The sequence below is a fragment of the Streptococcus sp. 29892 genome (assembly GCF_032594935.1).
Classification (GTDB): Bacteria; Bacillota; Bacilli; order Lactobacillales; family Streptococcaceae; genus Streptococcus; species Streptococcus hyiners.
Genome location: NZ_CP118734.1, coordinates 1,406,024 through 1,425,403 on the forward strand (window position 1 = coordinate 1,406,024; position 19,380 = coordinate 1,425,403).

The following is a 19,380-nucleotide window of genomic DNA, read 5'->3' on the forward strand; positions in this document are numbered from 1 at the left end:
GAAGATAGAACTGAAGTTCATCAAATCGAGGCAACAACGTATGAGTTTGATTTTCGAAGAGTATTACACACGTGGAACAAATGGATCCCCCAAGGTCGCCGCCATCACTGCTTTAATAGTGTGCATACGGTTTTCAGCCTGGTCGAAGTGACGTGCATATTTGCTACGGAAGACTTCATCAGTTACTTCCATTTCTTCTACGCCGAATTTTTCAGCAACATCTTTACCATAAACAGTATTTGTATCATGGAAGGCAGGTAAGCAGTGTAGGAAGATAAGATTGTCGTTTTCTGCTTTTTTCACTAATTCCATATTCACTTGGTATGGTTTCAAGAGGGCGACGCGTTCAGCAAATTTAGCTTCTTCACCCATGGATACCCAAACGTCTGTATAGAGAACATCTGCGCCTTTAACTGCCTCGTCAGCATTGTCAGTGATAAGAACACGCGCTCCACTTTCTTTGGCAAAGCCTTCTGCCAATGCCACAACAGTTTCATCTGGGAAGAGTTCTTTTGGTGAGAAGATATGGACGTTAACACCAAGAATGGCACCTGTCACCAAGAGAGAGTTGGCAACGTTGTTACGACCATCACCACAGTAAACCAAAGTCAATCCTTCCAACTTGCCAAAGTTTTCTTTGACAGTCAAGTAGTCAGCCAACATTTGAGTTGGGTGCCATGCATCTGTCAAACCATTCCATACTGGCACACCTGAGAATTCTGCCAATTCTTCCACCATCTTTTGGCTGAAACCACGGAATTCAATACCGTCGAACATACGTCCCAAAACCTTAGCAGTATCTTCTGTCGATTCCTTCTTACCAAGTTGGATGTCATTTGCACCAAGGTATTCTGGATGCGCTCCAAGGTCAATGGATGCTACTGTGAAGGCAGCACGAGTGCGTGTTGATGTTTTTTCAAACAAGAGGGCAATATTTTTACCTTCTAAATAACGGTGTGGAATATTGCGTTTTTTCAAATCTTTCAAATGAGCTGAGAAATCAATCAACCATTCCAATTCTGCGCGTGTGAAATCTTTCTCTGCAAGGAAGTGTCTGCCTTTAAAAATGTTTGTCATTGTTTCTTCTCCTATCAGTTTATTCTATTTCATACCGTTTTATAGGTCTTCCCGTTCAAATGGCATGGACATACAACGTGGTCCACCACGACCGCGAACCAACTCACTACCGCTGACCTTAATCAAACGAAGACCCTTGGATTCCAAAATAGCATTGGTAATGGTATTGCGTTTGTAAACAACAACGACACCTGGTGCAATGGTCAAGGTATTGGAACCATCATTCCATTGCTCACGACCTGCTGCAACGATATTATCACCACCACAACGAATGAGTTCTACTTTTTCAAGACCCAAATTACTTGCCAAAACTTCTGCCAGATCACCATGTTCTTCTTCGATATGGAGAGTTTCATTTTCATAAGTCACAGAGAAGACACGGAGGGTTCCTTCGATTTCAGGGTGAATGGTAAATTTATCGTAGTCCACCATGGTAAAGACAGTGTCCAAATGCATAAACTTCCGACTATTCGCAAACTCAAAAGCCAAGACTTTCTTGAAACCAACGCCCCGTTCAAAGATATTAACTAAGAGTTTTTCGATAGAGGCAGCATCTGTCCGTTGAGAAATACCCACCGCCAACAAATCTTTGGAAAGAATTAACTCATCTCCACCTTCGATACGGGTGGTTTCATCACGGTTATAGACCAGTGGAACCTTTCCAGCATAGTCTGGGTGATAGGTGAAGATATACTTACCGTAGAGGGTTTCACGATTACGGGTTTCAGCATACATATGGTTGAGTGATACCGCATTACCAACGGTCGCAAATGGATCCCGTGTGAAGTAAAGGTTCGGCATTGGATCAATGGCAAATGGGTAGGATGATTCGACTAAGTCTGTCAACCCTTTTTCATCAGCTGGAACCGGTGGCAGTTCTGCCTTTTGAACACCAGCCATGGTTTTTTCTACTAACTCCTTGTTATCCTCAATAGCTAGCAAGAGCTTACGAATAGCTTTCTTAGTAGCTCGCCCACGGATATTTGCTTCATCAAGATACTCATCGATAAATTGCTCACGAATTTCAGGTGTTACCAGTGATTCAGCGACCAATTGCTCCAGATAGAGCACCTCAACTCCTTCGTCACGAAGGGCTTGAGCAAAGGCATCGTGTTCCCTCTGAGCATCTTCTAGGAAGGGAATATCATCAAATAATAAACGCTCCAAGTGGTCAGGCATCAAGTTTTCAATTTCTTTACCCGGCCTATGTAGCATAACTTTTTTCAGTTTACCAATTTCTGAAAACACATGGATTGGATGATGTGACATGATCTGTCCTCCTAATATTTTTTTCTTTGATTGGAAATGTTAGTGGACCGTACGCTTTCCACCCTTTCCTTGACAACTACAGTCTATCAAATATCAGAAAGAAAAACTTGAAAACGTTCACATCTTTTTGAGAAATTCATCACATTTTTCACAGGATTTTTGGGTAAATATTAATAATATCACTTTAATTACGCATATTTCTATCTATCTATATCATTATGTGAATTTTTATTTTTTGTAAAAAAAGAACGAAAACTTCAATAAGTTTCCGTTAAATTGGCTAGAAAATATTCAATGTCTAGATAGGTCAGAATTTTTCGCCTATAGATAATCTTTTTATCCTGCTTTAATTGCTTGAGAACATGGCTAACTGTTTCCCTTGTCGTTGCGGCCAGGCGGGCAATTTCTTGGATATGTATATCAAAGGGCAGACTTACCAACTGTTCCCGTTGACACATATCCCAATAAAGAAGGGCCAGAGCCTGCACAACTCGCTCCGAAGCCTTGGACCGCATACTATTACGCAGGCGCAGTTCCTGAAAGGCTAGAATTTTCGATAATTTTTGACAAATATAGACCAGCTGACAAGGATTTGTCTTGGACATACTCTCAAATAAAGCCATAGGGATGATCAAACACTCCAAGTCTGTCATGGCAATAGCCGTATAGTGATAGGGCTTATCTTGAAACATATCCCCAAAAGGAAATGCTCCACCCTGTCGGATATAGTCCAGATAGGTAAAACTATCTGTTTCATCATACTGCTCAATTCTGGCATAGCCCTTCTGCAAGACAAATAAATAATCCCTGGGATCTTGGGCATAGAAAAATATCTGCCCTTTGGGAACCTTTCGAAAGCGGATATGCTTGGCCAGCTGGTCAAAGCTATCTCGGGTAAGGTTTTCAAAGGTTGGATGTTTCCTAAGATAGCTATACTGCTCACGGCTGATCATTTTCAAGCTCCTTTATCAATCATTCTCCTACGATTATAACATATATTAACTTATAAGACGAATGATTATGGGCAAATCTACAACAGAAAAACCAGCTCATACTCAATGAAAATCAAAATCAGACTAGCTCCAAAGGTTTGGGGAACCTTTGGAGGTTGGAGATAGGCGAACGTAGTTCGTTTCTACCTATTATACAGATAGAACCCTGTTACTATTTTAATTTCAAGGTAACAGGCTGAAAGGCTCCACTGGAGCCTTTCACTCATCAAATCAAGTCAACAACGTCTGCTTTTGATTTTCGAAGAGTATCAAAAGAACTGGTATATCTAAACTTTATAAATCATCCGCAATCTTATTGATTTTTCTCAAACGGTGATTAACCCCACTCTTAGTGATGGGTACTGTCAAACTATCAGCCAACTGCTGAATCGAATAATCAGGATGTTGGATACGGAGTTGGGCAATCTCTTGCAGGTCACCCGATAGCTGATCCAAACCAATGCTATCCATAATCTTGATGATATTGTTGATGGTCTTCATGCTGGCATTGACCGTCTTAGCAATATTAGCCGTTTCTGCATTATTGGCACGGTTGAGGTCATTACGTGCTTCACGCAGGAGCTTAATATCTTCAAAGGCTGTCTTGGCCTCTTCTGCCCCGATGACCAGCAGAAAATCCATAATATCCTCTGCCCGTTGCAGATAGGTAATGGTTCCTTTACTCCGCTCAATAACCTTGGCATCCAAGAGAAATTTTTGTAACAGATTAGCTAAGTCATGGGCATGGTCACTGTAAACAGAGGCAATTTCCAACTGATACCGTCCCTTTTCAGGATCCTTGACGGAACCTGCTGCCAAGAAAGCCCCACGCAAATAGGCTTGGCACCAGCTATCATTTTCAAGAACAAGAGGCGAAATCCCTGTTTCCAATCCAAAAAAACTATCTGCCAAATGCAAATCATTTAAGATGTCATTGACCCCCTCCTCAATGACTACTGCATAAACACGGTTCTTTTTGAGATTAGGTTTTTGATGGTGACGGATTTCTGCTTTTACCTGATAAAAATGCAGGAACAATTCGTAGATATGTCTGGCAATCTTGGCATTTTCCGTCGAGATGGACAGGGTCAGACCTGTTGAAGCCAGCCCCAGACTGCCAGACAGTTTGATAATGGCTGACAGTTCACTCTTATTTTGACTGGCTTGTATCAAAAGTTCTTCTTTGACTTTTATGGTAAAACTCATGACCGCACCTGCAAAATCTTGAGCAACTCTTCTACCACCAAATCACCATCATGAAAAGCTCCGCCATTTTCCAAACGTAAGAAATTAGATGAAATCACACGGCGAGCTTGTTCTTGCAAACCAGCAAAATCGTGCTTAACCTGGACCAAATATTCATCAAACTGGTGGGTATTCATGTAGTCTTGCGGAACGGGTTCACTATTAACCAAAACAGTATCAATGAACTTTTCGCCCAGATGACCATTCAAGACGGTCACATGGTCGGCATCTGAGAAAAACTCGGTTTCACCACGCTGGGTCATAATATTGCAGACATAGGTCACTTCAGCCTTGGTTTCCTTCAGAGCTTTCCCAAGATCTGAAATCATGAGATTGGGCAGAATGGAAGTAAAGAGTGAACCAGGTCCCAAGACCACCATGTCACTCTCCATAATGGCCTCGACCACCTGACGACTAGCCTTAGGCTCATCATCATTGTAGGAATTGGTCACATAGACATGGCCAATCATGCCCTTATGTTTGGCAATCTTGCTCTCACCTGACACCTCAGTACCATCTGTAAATACAGCATGGAGAGTTAAGGCTTGTTCACTAGAAGGGTAAATCCGACCAGTCGTATGGAAAAATCGAGTTAGCAGCCGCATAGCATTATAGGTCGAGCCCTGCATCTCCGAAATTCCAGCGATAATCAGATTACCTAGGGGGTGTCCAGCCAAAGGACCGTCCGAATCCGCAAAGCGATACTGGAAAATCTGCTCATACAATTTAGGCATATCCGACATAGCCAGAAGAACATTGCGCAAATCTCCTGGAGGTGTCACCTGCAGAGCTTGACGAATTTCACCTGACGAACCACCATCATCAGCCACGGTCACAATGGCCGTAATATCGACATCCTTATCCCGCAAACTCTTTAAAATGACCGGAATTCCCGTTCCGCCACCAATCACTGTAATCTTTGGTTTTCTCATGAGCGGTTGACCGTTTCCTTCCTTCTGTCCTTGTCGCGATGGCTACGATTGACAATCCAGTTTTTCTCCAAATCATCAGCCAAGCGTTTGGCAAAAGCAACGCTTCTATGTTGACCGCCCGTGCAACCAACAGCAATGGTCAGAACAGACTTGCCTTCCTTCTGGTAACCTGGCAGAATTGGCTCAATCAAGCCGATAAGGTGGCTGTAAAATTCTTCAGATTCCTGGTGGTCCATGACATAATCAAAGACAGGAGCATCCAGACCAGTCAGATTTCGTAATTCTTTCTGGTAATATGGATTTGGCAAGAAACGCACATCAAAGACCAAGTCTGCATCCAGAGGCAGACCATATTTGAAACCAAAAGACATGACTTCCACACGGAAGGATGGTTGATTGTCTTGACTAGCAAACTGCTCTGAGATAGCCTTACGGAGATTACGAGGTGTCAGCTCAGTCGTGTCAATGACATTCTGGCTCATATTTTTCAAGGGGGCCAAGAGTTCACGCTCTAGCTGAATCCCGTCCAAAACCCGGCCATCTGCTGCCAACGGATGTGAACGACGAGTTTCCTTATATCGTGCTACCAATTCGCTATCTGTTGCATCCAAAAATAAGACCTTGAAATCTAAATCTTCTGCGGCCTCTATCTCGTCTAAGACTTCTCGGATTTCCGAAAAGAAAGACCGGCTCCGCATATCTACCACCAAGGCAATTTTATTGTTGTCTTGGCTGTGGCGAATCAATTCTAAAAATTTTGGCAAGAGGGTCGGTGGCATATTGTCAATGGTAAAATAGCCCAAGTCCTCAAAAGACTGAATGGCTACTGTCTTACCAGCTCCCGACATCCCTGTCACAATAACTAAGTGGAGTTTGTCTGCCATGACATTCCCTCCTTTTCTTTCTTAATCAATTACCGCAATGACTTCAATTTCAACCTTAACATCACGTGGCAAGCGCGCCACTTCTACCGCTGAGCGAGCTGGGAAATCTGATGAAAAGGCTGTTTTATAAACTTCGTTAAAAGCCACGAAGTCATTCATATCCTTGAGGAAGCAAGTTGTTTTCACCACATGGTCAAAATCTGTACCAGCTGCTTCTAAAATGGCAGCAATATTTTTCAAGACCTGCTCTGTCTGTTCTTGAATGGTTACTCCCACAACTTCACCCGTTTCTGGTGACAAGGGAACCTGACCAGAAGCAAAGAGGAAATTTCCTACAACCTTACCTTGTACGTATGGTCCGATAGCTGCGGGTGCCTTATCTGTGTGAATGGTTTTCATCTGTCAATCTCCTTTATTCTTTCTAAGTCTATTATAGCATACTAGAGAGCGAAAATGAGCATGTCATCACCTCCTAGCAAAGCAAAATCTACACAACTTAGCAAACAAGCACATTGACACAAGAAAACAGACCACATTTGTAGTCTGTCAGTAAATATTTATTTCGCAGTCTTTCAGTTTACTTTTAGTACTAGCTCTAACAGTCTAGGAATAGACTGTTAGAGGTCGGAAATAGAGCGAACGAAGTTCGTACCCAAAACTGCAGACTGCTTGTTCAGTCAAAAGACTGTATTACGGATGCAAGCGGTGCAACATTCTCGGGAACGGAATGGCTTCACGGATGTGTTTTGTACCAGCTACAAAGGTCACCATACGCTCGATACCGATACCGAAACCACCGTGTGGCACTGAACCATACTTACGTAGGTCAAGGTAGAATTCGTATTCTGACTTGTCCATGCCGAGCTCGTCCATTTTAGCTACCAAGGCATCATAGTTGTCCTCACGCATCGAACCACCGATGATTTCACCGTAACCTTCTGGCGCCAAGAGATCCGCACAAAGCACGCGCTCTGGATTGCCAGGAACCGGCTTCATGTAGAAGGCCTTGAAGCTTGCTGGATAGTTGACAACGAAAGTCGGTACACCAAAGTAGTTTGAAATCCAAGTTTCATGCGGTGAGCCAAAGTCATCACCATGCTCAATGTGTTCGTAGTCCGTATCTTCATCAGCCTCATGCTCTTGAAGAAGGGTAATGGCATCGTCATAGGCCACACGTTTGAATGGTTCTGCAATGTAGCGTTTAAGGGCATCCACATCACGCTCAAGCGTTTCCAAGGCTTGTGGAGCACGGTCGATGACACCTTGAATCAAGGCTTTGACATAGGCTTCTTGCAAGTCAAGTGACTCGTCATGACTCAAGAATGAATACTCCGCATCCATCATCCAGAACTCCGTCAAGTGACGGCGAGTTTTTGATTTTTCCGCACGGAAAACAGGTCCAAAGTCAAAAACACGACCAAGTGCCATAGCACCTGCTTCAAGGTACAGCTGACCAGATTGGCTGAGATAAGCTGGTTGACCAAAGTAGTCTGTTTCGAACAATTCTGTTGAATCTTCTGCCGCATTTCCTGACAGGATTGGGCTATCAAACTTGATAAAGCCATTCTTTTCAAAGAATTCATAAGTCGAATAGATAATGGCGTTACGGATTTGCTGGATAGCAACCTGTTTACGCGAACGCAACCAGAGGTGACGATTGTCCATAAGGAAGTCCGTACCGTGTTCCTTTGGTGTGATAGGGTAATCTTGTGACTCACCGATGACCTCGAGGTCTGTCACATCCAACTCGTAGCCAAACTTAGAACGCTCATCTTCCTTGACAATCCCTGTCACATAAACCGAGGTTTCTTGGCTGAGGCGTTTTGCCACATCAAACTTTTCTGTACCAGCTTCCTCACCGAATTTTTCAATGAAGTTTGGTTTGAAAGCAACTGCTTGGAAGAAGGCTGTTCCGTCACGCAACTGCAAGAAAGCCAACTTGCCCTTACCTGACTTGTTGGCAACCCAGGCGCCAATGGTCACTTCTTGACCAACATAATCTTTTACTTGGTTAATGGTAATCAATTTTCTAGACATTATTTTTCCTCTTTTACTTTTTCATAAATGTGTGTAGTCGAGCCACCGCTTCTTTTAGTGTATCCATATCCGTCGCATAGCTGAGGCGAATATTTTCAGGAGCTCCAAAACCTGCACCTGTCACCAAGGCCACGCCGACTTCTTCCAAGATAGCAGTGGTAAATTCGGTCACATCTGTGTAGCCCTTCATTTCCATTGCTTTTTTGACATTTGGGAAGAGATAGAAGGCACCTTCTGGCTTGATGACTTCAAAACCTGGCACTTCTGCTAGTAATGGATAGATGGTGTTAAGTCGCTCTTCAAAGGCCTGACGCATGGTTTCTACCGTATCTTGCGGACCTGTAAAGGCTTCAATTGCCGCATACTGAGCAGCGGTTGTTAAGTTTGACGTCGTTTGTCCGACAATCTTACTCATGGCCGCAATAATCTCAGGATTACCAACCGCAAAACCAACCCGCCAACCTGTCATGGCATAAGCTTTTGCCACACCATTGACCACAATAGTCTGCTGGCGAATGCTTTCTGAAATACTTGAAATCGGTGTAAAGCTGTTTCCATTGTATACCAAACGACCGTAAATATCGTCTGCCAAGATAAGAATATCGTGCTCTACAGCCCAGTTGCCAATAGCTTCCAATTCCTCACGACTGTATATCATACCAGTCGGATTAGACGGGCTGTTGAGCAAGAGGACCTTGGTCTTGTCAGTCCGAGCAGCTTCCAGCTGATCAACTGTTACCTTAAAATTATGTTCTTCTGTGGCAGTGACAAAGACTGGCACGCCTTCGTTCATCTTAATCTGGTCAGCATAGGAAACCCAGTAAGGTGTTGGAATCAGAACCTCATCACCAGGATTGATAACCGCCGCAAAGAAGGCGTAGAGAACAAACTTGGCACCTGTGGCAAGGACCACCTGATTACGCTCAATGGAGTAGCCGTAGAACTTCTCAAAATAAGTATTGACCGCGTCCTTCAATTCTGGCAGACCTGAAGCCACTGTGTAAAAGCTGGCCTCGCCATTTTCAATAGAACGAACAGCCGCTTCTTGAATATTCTTCGGTGTGACAAAGTCTGGCTCACCCAAGGTCAGCTCTAAAATATCACGACCTTCTGCCTTCAAAGCTTTTGCACGCGCACCAGCTGCCAGCGTGACACTTTCTTCCATCTCTAAGACACGTTTTGATAGCTTGTTCATAAACCCTCCTTCTTGACAAAACTTCCTGTTTCAAACTCTACTAGATAATAGGCTGTTCCTGATTTGACTTCCCAAATTGGTTTATCATCTCGGATACCAAGAAGAACACGCTCTACCTGACCTGCACCATTTTCCTTGGCAATAGCTTGCGCTTCTTCTTGCGAAATTCCCTGCGCTAAAGGATAGACATACACAGTGCTAGAAGCCTCTGGAATCAAAACTGCAACGTCTTCACCCTGACTGGTAGTACCAAATACACTAAAATAGGTTTCCGTACCATTGTAGATAGAAAAATCCTTGACAGTTTGCAAGTCTGCATATTCTGTAGCTACTGCAACTGCTTGACTACGCGCCTTGTTGAAGGGGGCTGCAGCCATATCCCAAATAGTAAAAATTGAAAAAGTTACAACACTGAGGAGGATAAAAGAGCCCAACACCAACTGCCCAGTCTTAGAAGCCATCCACTCCAAAAGTTGAAATATCTTTTTTTCCATAGTAGTCCTATTATACTACAAGTCACAAGAGATTTCCATTCTTTCAGCAAGTGAATAAGAATTTTACAGACATAATTTGCCATTTGACTTGCATATTGGACTAATTATTGCTAAAATATTCTCATGAAAACTGTTGAACAATCTTTAAATGAAAACAAGAATGCACTCCATAGCCTTGTCGTCTTTCGCAGAGCTGCCAATACCATCACAAAATCCGAATTAGAAACCATCAAAAAATACGGACTGACCGTCTGTCAATTCGGAGTCATGGAAGCCCTCTACAACAAGGGCAACCTCCGTATCCAAGACTTGATTGATAAATTACTCAGTACATCTGGAAATATGACCGTCGTCATCAAAAATATGATACGAGATGGCTATGTCTATAAAACCAGTGACACAAGCGACCGTCGCGCCTCCCTGATTGCCTTGACAGACAAAGGACGACAAACCATCGAAGCTATCCTGCCAGAACACTACAATCATGTCGGACATATTTTCTCTGTATTAAGCCCAGAAGAACAAGAACAGCTGGCAAACATTTTGAAAAAATTTAAGAAAGAATGACAAATCCCAAAGCCTACACTTTGGGATTTTGATATATTTTGCTCGACACAAAACCTGATTAGAACTTGAAAATAGACAATATATGGCCATAAACTTTGCTATACAAGAAATTTGACCTACCTATGACACCATTCTAACTATCCCAAAGGTCCTACTTCTTTTCTGACACACTGCAAGGCAGCTCCAATTACCTGGTGCATATCGTAGTAACGATAGTGACCTAGACGACCACCGAAAATGACATTCTCTTGTTGCTCGGCTAGACGCTTATAGGCAGTATATAGTTTGTTATTACGGTCATTATTGACTGGATAGTATGGCTCATCTCCACGTTTCCAAGTCTTCGAATACTCGTGTGTAATAATGGTTTTTTCTTGTGTACCAAATTCGAAATGCTTGTGTTCGATAATACGAGTAAACGGTGTTTCACTATCAGTGTAGTTAACAACAGCATTACCTTGGTAATTTTCCATATCCAAGACCTCAGTTTCAAAACGAAGACTACGATATTCTAATTCACCAAGCTCATAATCAAAGAACTCATCAATCATTCCTGTAAAGACAACCTTTGGATAGTTTGCCAAGTACTCTTCCTTATTAGCAAAGAAATCAACATTTGTCTCTACATCAATATTCTCATGGTCCAATATTTTTTCAACAATCTGCGTGTAACCACCGATTGGAATACCTTGGTATGTATCATTGAAATAGTTGTTGTCATAAGTCAAACGCACTGGCAAGCGACGGATGATAAAGGCTGGCAACTCCGTACATGGTTTTTCCCATTGCTTTTCTGTGTAAGACTTGATCAATTTTTCATAGATGTCTGTACCAACAAGGGAGATCGCTTGCTCTTCCAAGTTCTCAGGCGTTTTTCCTCCCAAAACAGCGCGTTGCTCAGCAATTTTAGCCTCAGCTTCAGCAGGAGTCACCACACCCCAGAGCTTGTTAAAGGTATTCATGTTGAATGGAAGGTTATAGATTTCACCCTTGTAGTTGGCGACTGGTGTGTTGGTGTAGCGGTTGAATTCCGCAAATTGATTGACATAGTCCCAGATTTCCTTTTCAGATGTATGGAAGATATGGGCACCATATTCATGGACCTGGATGCCTTCTACCTCTTTTGTGTAGATATTTCCGGCGATGTGATCACGTTTTTCAATCACTTTCACCTTTTTGCCTTTTTTAGCTGCTTCATGGGCAAATACGGCACCAAACAAACCAGCACCGACTACTAGATAATCATATTGTTGCATATAAATTTTTTCTCCTAAACAATCTCTATGTTCACTTGCACATAACATTTAAAAAATAGCATAATAAAAACATTTCTGAAATCTTTCTAGTTGCCCTAATTAAATCATTATACCATATGAAAAATCGTTAGAAAAATAGAGGATGTTCCACATTTGCTTGAATATATCGGCGTTCAACTCATTATTTTTGAAGAAAATCTAAAGAAGGTGAATACCAATTGATAATATTTAGTTGGTTCCATGGTAATCACCCAAAAACGAAATATATAGAAATAGGTTCCAGAGTCAATTTGACTAAAGAACCTATTTTTGAAATCCTTTTAATATTAGTATAAATACTCTATTTTAAATGGCGAAACTATCAACGTGATATCTTTTTATTCCAACTAATAAAATCAATTAATGAGATTGAATAACTTGTGTGCTTACCAGCTGTTTTTAAAAAATTCACTTTGTTGATAATTTTTGTATATAATTCTGGAGTCAAAGATCGATGATTCAATCGCTCAATATCAACTGTTGCGTCCAGGGTTACAATATATCCTTTACTACAATCTACAAAAGATGGAACTTTAAATCCATTATCCGTTTGAACGCTTCCACTAATTAATGCAATTTCTTCATTTGTAGATCCATCCTCAGAAAAGACTCTTTTTTCTTTTCCGAGAACACTGGAAATTGAATAAAATTCGATGTGTGATTGCGAAACATATTTTCCTACAAACATCTGATGTGGTACTAAATTATGGCTAGGATCATTTGGAAAACGAACTCGCGCAATAAAGATATCCATTTATGAAAACACCATCTCCCCATCTATTAATTCTACAAAGATCGGATATTCATTTTGACTAATCATTTTAATTTCATTAAGAGACTCTTCAGAAGTTAAATCTATAACAGAGTCATAATAAAAATAAACATTGCCATGTATAACTTCTTTATGGAGATTTTCAAAATCAATATCCTTATAGATAGAATAGATATTAGTCAAATATCCTATTACTGACGGATCTATTTTTTTCAAATCTAAATGTTCATTTTTAGAAGCATTAAGCCAAATATTGTGTTTATGCGTTTCGGCAATCAAGTCGTTCGAAGTTTTGTTTCCATACACAAAATTAGTAACTTGAATAATCTTTTTAATATCTGGAGAAAATTCATCAAAATTACAGTCAGTTCTATAACATAAGTCATTGTATCTAAATTCTTTATATACTTCTCGAACTACTGGACCATTATCCCATCTTTCAAAATAGTCATCAATTAAATCATCATTAAAAAGTGAAAAGTACATCAGACTTGCAAAATATAATAACTTATTTACTTTTAAATTGTTATCAAAATTTCCAACTCTAAGGCTTGGATTAATTGACAAAAAACATTTAGCCAAATTGAGTGTATTTACCATTTTTTAGTCTCCTTTATTCCGTATTCTTCAGCTACTAGGAGTAAAATACAAAAACACAAGTAGCTCATCTGTCACCTGTGCTTTTATAAATTTTTTCAGTTCAGCCATCAAATATTATATAACCAACCTAAATATACCTTATTGATTCAGTTTTGTCAATTTTTTTAACAGGAAATACTCATAAATTAACTAATATTAAAAGGTACATTTTTTCCTCAGAAATATTACCTAGTATTGAACAAAAGTTTGGTTAGCTTGTATAGTCTTTAAATATGATTACATATGGGCTGTATATTTCTACTCTTACAAAACTATCAAATTTCATAAATAAACTTCAATAAAAAATGCAACATTGACAATTCAAATATTTATGAATACTTTTCATTCAAAATTTAGTTAGATTGTCGATCATTAGACAATATAACATTTTTAAACAATTCACATGATTTTTCCGTTAATACTGTTAATACAAATGTCAAATATGGAATTATCAAAGATTTATCAATCAGAGTCTGCGAAATATATAGTAGTAATGCATAGAATAGAAAAAGTACAATCCCCATCCATGATTTTTGCCTTTCAGACTTAACTGTTTGCCAAATTATCTCCAAAAAAACTCTTATTCCTGAAAGTATTACAATTGTAAATAATAACTCTGCAAAAATATTATACTGAACATGGAACGATTTTATTATAATTATCAGTATTGATGAAGTTGATAACAAAATAATAAACGGAAACGATTTGTAAACTTTTTGATTAAACAACAATTTAAAAATTTGTTTAAAATCAGACATAGACTAATTCCTCCAAAAATATAAAAAATAATTTTAAATCTATTTATTATTATGCCACAATTGAAGATGATATTAGAACTTGTGAAGCATTTTTTGAAGAAAAGTCAACAATTATTAAAATTCTAAGCACAGACTATTTTAATTTTAAATTTCAAAATCCAATCCCATTGATTTCTAAGTAAACAAGAATAATATTTTGCTTTGTAATATTTCAGTTTCAAAGATAGTGTACTCAGCTAATATTTATCTCACTTCATTTCTGACACACTGCAAGGCAGCACCGATAACTTGGTGCATATCATAATAGCGATAATGACCCAAACGTCCACCAAAAATGACATTTTCTTGCTGCTCTGCTAGGTGCTTGTAGGCAGTATAGAGCTTATTATTACGGTCATTGTTAACTGGATAGTAAGGCTCATCTCCACGTTTCCAAGTCTTCGAATACTCGCGTGTAATAATGGTTTTTTCTTGTGTACCAAACTCGAAATGTTTGTGTTCGATGATACGAGTAAAGGGTGTTTCACTATCTGTGTAGTTAACAACTGCATTACCTTGGTAGTTTTCGATATCCAAGACTTCTGTTTCAAAACGAAGGCTACGATATTCCAACTCACCAAGCTCATAATCAAAGAACTCATCAATCATACCCGTAAAGACAACCTTTGGATAGTTTGCCAAGTATTCTTCCTTATTAGCAAAGAAATCAACCTTTATCTCCACATCGATATTTTCATGTGCCAACATTTTTTCAACAATCTGCGTGTAACCACCGATTGGAATACCTTGATAAGTATCGTTGAAATAGTTGTTGTCATAAGTCAAACGCACTGGCAAGCGACGGATGATAAAGGCTGGTAATTCTGTACACGGTTTTTCCCATTGCTTTTCTGTGTAGGACTTGATCAATTTCTCATAGATGTCTGTACCAACTAGGGAGATCGCTTGCTCTTCCAAGTTCTCAGGTGTTTTTCCACCTAAAACAGCACGTTGCTCTGCAATCTTCGCTTCTGCTTCAGCAGGAGTGACCACGCCCCAAAGCTTGTTAAAAGTATTCATGTTAAATGGTAGGTTGTAGATTTCACCCTTATAGTTGGCAACTGGTGTGTTCGTGTAGCGGTTGAACTCCGCAAATTGGTTAACATAGTCCCAGATTTCCTTTTCAGAAGTATGGAAGATGTGCGCGCCGTACTCATGAACCTGAATGCCTTCTACTTCTTTGGTGTAGATATTACCAGCGATGTGATCACGCTTCTCGATAACCTTAACTTTTTTCCCTTTTTTGGCTGCTTCATGGGCAAATACTGCACCGAACAAGCCCGCACCTACAACTAGATAGTCGTAATGTTTCATATATTTTGTATTTTTCTCCTAAACCTGGTGATTTTGTGAAAGTTGTTCAATTTGTGCAGAAGATAGACCGGTTAATTTTTCAATCATTTCATTCGAAAAACCTTCACGTAACATTTGATAAGCGACATCAAGCCGACCTTCTTCCTTACCTCGCCGTCTGCCACGTATGTAGGAGCTTTCCAATTCTCCAAAGTGGTTGGAAGCATTACGTAACCATTGATCTACCATTTCGACTTCCTCCTCTGTCCATGTATTTCTATCCCTCAGATGTTCTGCCTTTTATGTGATGTAGCTTGACTAAATGCTCGGTTAGCGAAAAATTCTATCCATTGGCGTTGACTTTTCTCTAGCTGACCCTTTCGGAATTTTTTCCGTTCAATAATGACCATTTCAAATGGTTTTCTTAATTCTTCATATTCGCTAAATGGCAATTCCAAGACTTGACCCCTATCTTTTTCAGTTAATACAAAACTGTGAATCGGCTGGTCATCATCAAAATACTTACTAGCAACTAAGGCAATCGAATAAATCGGTGAAATTTTGTCATACATATCATGTGTCTGCGTGACTTTCTCACGAACATTGGGCAAGTCCTTGACCAGATGTTGACAGGAATAGGTCCATAAGCGCTTGATAAAACTATTTTGATAGGCAACCTGTATCTCAATGATGACTTGTTCCCATCATCCATACGAGCCAGAATATCCACCGTAGTGCTAAAGTGGCTAGTCCTTTCCTTTTTCACATCCGCAATGGTTCCATTCAAAATCTGAATAGACTTGGGACGAAAACCTAGAAATCTATTAATAAAATCAATGGTAATCTCATGGTCATTAAAAATCTTTTTTGCAATAACATCAGCCATGGGACTGACTGCCTAACGGCGTTTTGTCATCTACAGTCCTCCGAATAAAGTAATCGAGAAATACTCCTTATCTATTTATTCGGAAAAGTTTCTAGTTATATTATAGCACGGTAGCCAAATTTTTCAAGTCACTTTCCTATTACAGCAACTACTAAAAAGCGTCCCAAAGCCATCTTGACTATGGAACGTTTTCTACTTTACCTGAAGAAAGAATGAAAATTCGTCCTATCCACATGCAAGTTCAAATACCCTATATTTAATCCCTCCTAAAAATATCCCGCGTATAGACCTTGTCAAGAACATCATCCAAACTCAAGTCGTATCGGTTGGCGACAATAGCTTGACTCATTTCTTTAAATTTCTTAAGATTGTTGACGACTTTGGAGCCAAAAAATGTCGTCCCGTTCTCTAGGGTCGGCTCATAAATGATCACTCTTGCTCCCTTAGCCTTCAAGCGCTTCATAACTCCCTGGATAGAACTTTGACGGAAGTTATCAGAATTACTCTTCATGGTCAGACGATAAATTCCTATCGTGATATCCTTTTCTTGCTGTTGCGAATAGGAATCATGTTCTGAGTAAGCATAGTAGCCAGCCATCTTCAGTACCTGGTCAGCAATAAAATCTTTTCTAGTTCGATTGGCCTCGACAATAGCAGACATCATATTTTGAGGTACCTTATCATAATTGGCCAACAACTGCTTAGTATCTTTTGGTAAACAGTAGCCACCGTAGCCAAAGGAAGGGTTATTGTAATGTTCACCAATTCGAGGATCCAGACCAACACCTCTAATAATGGATAAGGTATCAAGTCCCTTTAACTCCGCATAGGTATCCAATTCATTGAAGTAAGAAACACGCAATGCCAAATAAGTATTAGCGAACAACTTAACTGCCTCTGCTTCTGTTGACCCCATATGAAGGATCTCAATATCTTCCTTCAAGGCACCTTCCTGTAGTAAGGCCGCAAACTTTTCTGCAGCCGCAATAACAGTTTCACTATCATTTTTCTCATAAGAAACAATGATTCGTGAAGGATAGAGATTGTCATAAAGAGCTTTGGATTCTCTTAAAAATTCCGGACTGAAAATGATATTTGGAGTACCAAATTTCTGACGAATTGCTTGGGTATATCCAACAGGAATAGTTGACTTGATGACCATCAAGGCGTCAGGATTTACTTTCAAGACAGTCTCGATCACCTTTTCAACATGGCCTGTATCAAAATAATTTTTCTCACTATCGTAGTTGGTCGGTGCAGCAATCACAACAATTTCTGCATCTTTATAGGCTGTTTCTGCATCTAGTGTTGCTACCAAATTCAGATCCTTCTCTGCTAAATACTTTTCAATATAATCGTCCTGAATAGGGGATTTTCTAGCATTGATCAAATCAACCTTTTCAGGAATCACATCCACAGCCACAACCTGATGATGCTGAGCCAAGAGAACAGCATTGGATAAACCAACATAGCCTGTACCTGCGACAGCAATTTTTGTCTTTGAAACTTTGGTCACTGAAGAGTTTTTACTACTCGAAAAGAATAAAGAAGCCAGGTCAAAATCCAAGACTTGAGCCAATCTTTCAAGCTGAGGAATGGATGGAATATAATCCCCCTTCTCAATCCTACTGATCATGGCACGATTGATACCGGTCGCGTCCGCTAGTTCCTGTTGGGAATAGCCATACTGTTTTCTATTTTCGAAGACTATTGATTTTAACTTTTCAATTGAAAATATACTGTTGCTCATCCTAACCCCTCATCAAAAAAATGATATACAGAGTATACCATTTGTTGTTTATTGTTGCAACAAATTAATCAATACTAAAGAACAAATATTTTCGTAACAGCTAACGTTGCAAATTAGTAAATTACCTATCAAATCACTTAAAATTTTTAATATTCAACAATTTTACATTAGAATCAGGAGGTAAGAAAGTATCTCACAATACTTTTACAATTTGATTCCCAATGATTGAAAAACCAAATTTCCTATAAAATGATTCCGTGATTCTTCATCTATTGGGAAATTAGAATTTGACCAAACTAAGAGATCGAACACTCTAGAGTTGCCATATTCCAACACCAAACAGGAGGCGACCAATACTCATAGAAAAGTAATAAAACGAAAAGCATTTGATTTTAGAAACTTTGATAAGAACATAGTTTTGCCTGGACATAAAGAAGGAGAAAACGAAATTCGGAGCCCACTACATTTGACAAAGAGTCAATAATTCAACACACAAATTAAAGTATACTTTTGACAGTTGAGTGTAATACCACCTTTGTAACCTTCTCACAATAAAAACGAAAAGCTATTTCTTCAGATTCAAAAATTCATTTATTTTCTCTAAATCCTCTAGATTATCAATTTCAAATACATCATCAGAACTTATTTCTTTTTTATAAACTTTTAATTTCTCTAGATTTTCTTTAACTAGATCATCCCAGTATAAAGTTCTGAAATTTTTTGATGTTATTGCCTCTTCAAAAAGATTATTCAAAACTTGACCAGATTCTTCATCCCAGTAGGAAACTCCAGAAAGAATTGTACCTTCACCACTATCAATAATAATTTCTTTAACCATACCATCTGCATCACATTGTAGCAACCATTCATCTTTAAATCCTCGTTTATAAGCTGAAAAATATGTAGAAACTGTCACCTTAGCATCTAAGAAGTTGGTGTGTAGATAATTATCCGCATCAATTACATAGGCGTCACTCAAAAATTCTCTCACAAGATACATAGTGTAAAAGTTATTATAAATATCATACTTATCGTTGTGAATTAACTTAACTCCATATTTCTTTTCTAAAAAGCCAAACTTTTCTGCCAAGTATCCTGTAACAACAATAATTTCTGAAATACCGATTTCGTTCAAAAATAAAATTTGTCGCTCTATTAATGTCTGCTCTCCAACTTTAATCAAAGATTTAGGGGTTGTTAATGTCAAGGGTCTCAGTCTAGTCCCCATTCCTGCTGCTAAAATAATCGCTCGCATA

The 19,380-nt window shown here is 39.4% G+C and carries 19 protein-coding genes and 1 pseudogene; 2 read left to right on the forward strand and 18 right to left on the reverse strand.

All coding sequences use genetic code 11. The features are described from left to right. Positions 1-63: 63 nt before the first annotated feature. From argF to PW220_RS07070, 10 genes are all read right to left on the reverse strand, one after another. A complete protein-coding gene (gene argF, locus PW220_RS07025) occupies positions 64-1,077 on the reverse strand; it encodes an ornithine carbamoyltransferase (protein WP_105125559.1) in 1,014 nt (337 codons plus the stop codon). Between the two features lie 39 nt (positions 1,078-1,116). After that, positions 1,117-2,349 carry an arginine deiminase gene (gene arcA, locus PW220_RS07030; RefSeq protein ID WP_192873118.1) on the reverse strand — a complete coding sequence of 411 codons (1,233 nt, stop codon included), beginning with the start codon at positions 2,347-2,349 and terminating at the stop codon, positions 1,117-1,119. Between the two features lie 254 nt (positions 2,350-2,603). After that, complete coding sequence (locus tag PW220_RS07035) at positions 2,604-3,299, reverse strand: Crp/Fnr family transcriptional regulator (RefSeq protein WP_105118360.1); 696 nt, start codon at positions 3,297-3,299, stop codon at positions 2,604-2,606. A gap of 333 nt (positions 3,300-3,632) precedes the next feature. Continuing rightward, a complete protein-coding gene (whiA, locus tag PW220_RS07040; RefSeq protein ID WP_248055021.1) occupies positions 3,633-4,544 on the reverse strand; it encodes a DNA-binding protein WhiA in 912 nt (303 codons plus the stop codon). Beyond that, the gene (locus PW220_RS07045; RefSeq protein ID WP_105125556.1) at positions 4,541-5,515 is read right to left on the reverse strand and encodes a YvcK family protein; all 975 of its coding nucleotides are present in this window, start codon (positions 5,513-5,515) and stop codon (positions 4,541-4,543) included. The genes whiA and PW220_RS07045 overlap by 4 nt, the downstream gene beginning before the upstream one ends. Then, positions 5,512-6,399 (reverse strand): RNase adapter RapZ, encoded by an 888-nt coding sequence (gene rapZ / locus PW220_RS07050; protein ID WP_248055020.1) that lies wholly within the window; start codon positions 6,397-6,399, stop codon positions 5,512-5,514. The genes PW220_RS07045 and rapZ overlap by 4 nt, the downstream gene beginning before the upstream one ends. A gap of 21 nt (positions 6,400-6,420) precedes the next feature. Continuing rightward, entirely contained in the window at positions 6,421-6,798 is a 378-nt protein-coding gene (locus PW220_RS07055) for a RidA family protein (protein WP_172049525.1), read from the reverse strand. Positions 6,799-7,089: 291 nt separating this feature from the next. Further along, positions 7,090-8,436 (reverse strand): asparagine--tRNA ligase, encoded by a 1,347-nt coding sequence (gene asnS, locus PW220_RS07060; RefSeq protein ID WP_248055019.1) that lies wholly within the window; start codon positions 8,434-8,436, stop codon positions 7,090-7,092. A 13-nt stretch (positions 8,437-8,449) separates the two neighbouring features. After that, positions 8,450-9,631, reverse strand: a complete 1,182-nt coding sequence (locus tag PW220_RS07065; RefSeq protein WP_248055018.1) for a pyridoxal phosphate-dependent aminotransferase — start codon at positions 9,629-9,631, stop codon at positions 8,450-8,452. Continuing rightward, positions 9,628-10,125: a cell wall elongation regulator TseB-like domain-containing protein gene (locus tag PW220_RS07070; protein ID WP_248055017.1), complete on the reverse strand. Its 498-nt coding sequence runs from the start codon at positions 10,123-10,125 to the stop codon at positions 9,628-9,630. The genes PW220_RS07065 and PW220_RS07070 overlap by 4 nt, the downstream gene beginning before the upstream one ends. 123 nt (positions 10,126-10,248) lie before the next feature. Between PW220_RS07070 and PW220_RS07075 the strand changes: the two genes are divergently transcribed. Then, positions 10,249-10,692: a MarR family winged helix-turn-helix transcriptional regulator gene (locus PW220_RS07075; protein WP_248055016.1), complete on the forward strand. Its 444-nt coding sequence runs from the start codon at positions 10,249-10,251 to the stop codon at positions 10,690-10,692. A gap of 137 nt (positions 10,693-10,829) precedes the next feature. On the opposite strand, the gene glf (PW220_RS07080) is transcribed toward PW220_RS07075, so the two are convergent. The 7 genes from glf (PW220_RS07080) to PW220_RS07110 form a co-directional block, all read right to left on the reverse strand. Then, positions 10,830-11,948, reverse strand: a complete 1,119-nt coding sequence (gene glf, locus PW220_RS07080) for a UDP-galactopyranose mutase (protein ID WP_248055015.1) — start codon at positions 11,946-11,948, stop codon at positions 10,830-10,832. A gap of 361 nt (positions 11,949-12,309) precedes the next feature. Beyond that, positions 12,310-12,741, reverse strand: a complete 432-nt coding sequence (locus PW220_RS07085) for a hypothetical protein (RefSeq protein ID WP_105207710.1) — start codon at positions 12,739-12,741, stop codon at positions 12,310-12,312. After that, positions 12,742-13,359, reverse strand: a complete 618-nt coding sequence (locus PW220_RS07090; protein ID WP_248055014.1) for a Panacea domain-containing protein — start codon at positions 13,357-13,359, stop codon at positions 12,742-12,744. A 1,040-nt stretch (positions 13,360-14,399) separates the two neighbouring features. Then, positions 14,400-15,509 (reverse strand): UDP-galactopyranose mutase, encoded by a 1,110-nt coding sequence (gene glf / locus PW220_RS07095; protein ID WP_248055013.1) that lies wholly within the window; start codon positions 15,507-15,509, stop codon positions 14,400-14,402. An 18-nt stretch (positions 15,510-15,527) separates the two neighbouring features. Beyond that, positions 15,528-15,737 carry an Rpn/YhgA-type helix-turn-helix domain-containing protein gene (locus PW220_RS07100; protein WP_248055012.1) on the reverse strand — a complete coding sequence of 70 codons (210 nt, stop codon included), beginning with the start codon at positions 15,735-15,737 and terminating at the stop codon, positions 15,528-15,530. A 35-nt stretch (positions 15,738-15,772) separates the two neighbouring features. After that, positions 15,773-16,180: a PD-(D/E)XK nuclease family transposase gene (locus PW220_RS07105; RefSeq protein ID WP_316716466.1), complete on the reverse strand. Its 408-nt coding sequence runs from the start codon at positions 16,178-16,180 to the stop codon at positions 15,773-15,775. A gap of 450 nt (positions 16,181-16,630) precedes the next feature. Continuing rightward, positions 16,631-18,124 (reverse strand): nucleotide sugar dehydrogenase, encoded by a 1,494-nt coding sequence (locus PW220_RS07110; RefSeq protein ID WP_248055011.1) that lies wholly within the window; start codon positions 18,122-18,124, stop codon positions 16,631-16,633. Positions 18,125-18,413: 289 nt separating this feature from the next. Between PW220_RS07110 and PW220_RS07115 the strand changes: the two are divergent. After that, positions 18,414-18,594 (forward strand): annotated as a pseudogene (locus tag PW220_RS07115) (ISL3 family transposase); the annotation flags it as partial. Positions 18,595-18,689: 95 nt separating this feature from the next. On the opposite strand, the gene PW220_RS07120 reads toward PW220_RS07115, so the two are convergent. Further along, the gene (locus PW220_RS07120; protein ID WP_248055010.1) at positions 18,690-19,379 is read right to left on the reverse strand and encodes a sugar phosphate nucleotidyltransferase; all 690 of its coding nucleotides are present in this window, start codon (positions 19,377-19,379) and stop codon (positions 18,690-18,692) included. Between the last annotated feature and the right edge of the window lies 1 nt (position 19,380).

Bases quoted from the DNA above. Each gene is read 5' to 3' on its own strand.
- argF (WP_105125559.1), bottom strand. From the start codon at position 1,077: ATGACAAACATTTTTAAAGGCAGACACTTCCTTGCAGAGAAAGATTTC.
- PW220_RS07035 (WP_105118360.1), bottom strand. From the start codon at position 3,299: ATGATCAGCCGTGAGCAGTATAGCTATCTTAGGAAACATCCAACCTTT.
- whiA (WP_248055021.1), bottom strand. From the start codon at position 4,544: ATGAGTTTTACCATAAAAGTCAAAGAAGAACTTTTGATACAAGCCAGT.
- PW220_RS07045 (WP_105125556.1), bottom strand. From the start codon at position 5,515: ATGAGAAAACCAAAGATTACAGTGATTGGTGGCGGAACGGGAATTCCG.
- rapZ (WP_248055020.1), bottom strand. From the start codon at position 6,399: ATGGCAGACAAACTCCACTTAGTTATTGTGACAGGGATGTCGGGAGCT.
- PW220_RS07055 (WP_172049525.1), bottom strand. From the start codon at position 6,798: ATGAAAACCATTCACACAGATAAGGCACCCGCAGCTATCGGACCATAC.
- asnS (WP_248055019.1), bottom strand. From the start codon at position 8,436: ATGTCTAGAAAATTGATTACCATTAACCAAGTAAAAGATTATGTTGGT.
- PW220_RS07065 (WP_248055018.1), bottom strand. From the start codon at position 9,631: ATGAACAAGCTATCAAAACGTGTCTTAGAGATGGAAGAAAGTGTCACG.
- PW220_RS07070 (WP_248055017.1), bottom strand. From the start codon at position 10,125: ATGGAAAAAAAGATATTTCAACTTTTGGAGTGGATGGCTTCTAAGACT.
- PW220_RS07075 (WP_248055016.1), top strand. From the start codon at position 10,249: ATGAAAACTGTTGAACAATCTTTAAATGAAAACAAGAATGCACTCCAT.
- glf (WP_248055015.1), bottom strand. From the start codon at position 11,948: ATGCAACAATATGATTATCTAGTAGTCGGTGCTGGTTTGTTTGGTGCC.
- PW220_RS07085 (WP_105207710.1), bottom strand. From the start codon at position 12,741: ATGGATATCTTTATTGCGCGAGTTCGTTTTCCAAATGATCCTAGCCAT.
- PW220_RS07090 (WP_248055014.1), bottom strand. From the start codon at position 13,359: ATGGTAAATACACTCAATTTGGCTAAATGTTTTTTGTCAATTAATCCA.
- glf (WP_248055013.1), bottom strand. From the start codon at position 15,509: ATGAAACATTACGACTATCTAGTTGTAGGTGCGGGCTTGTTCGGTGCA.
- PW220_RS07100 (WP_248055012.1), bottom strand. From the start codon at position 15,737: ATGGTAGATCAATGGTTACGTAATGCTTCCAACCACTTTGGAGAATTG.
- PW220_RS07110 (WP_248055011.1), bottom strand. From the start codon at position 18,124: ATGAGCAACAGTATATTTTCAATTGAAAAGTTAAAATCAATAGTCTTC.
- PW220_RS07120 (WP_248055010.1), bottom strand. From the start codon at position 19,379: ATGCGAGCGATTATTTTAGCAGCAGGAATGGGGACTAGACTGAGACCC.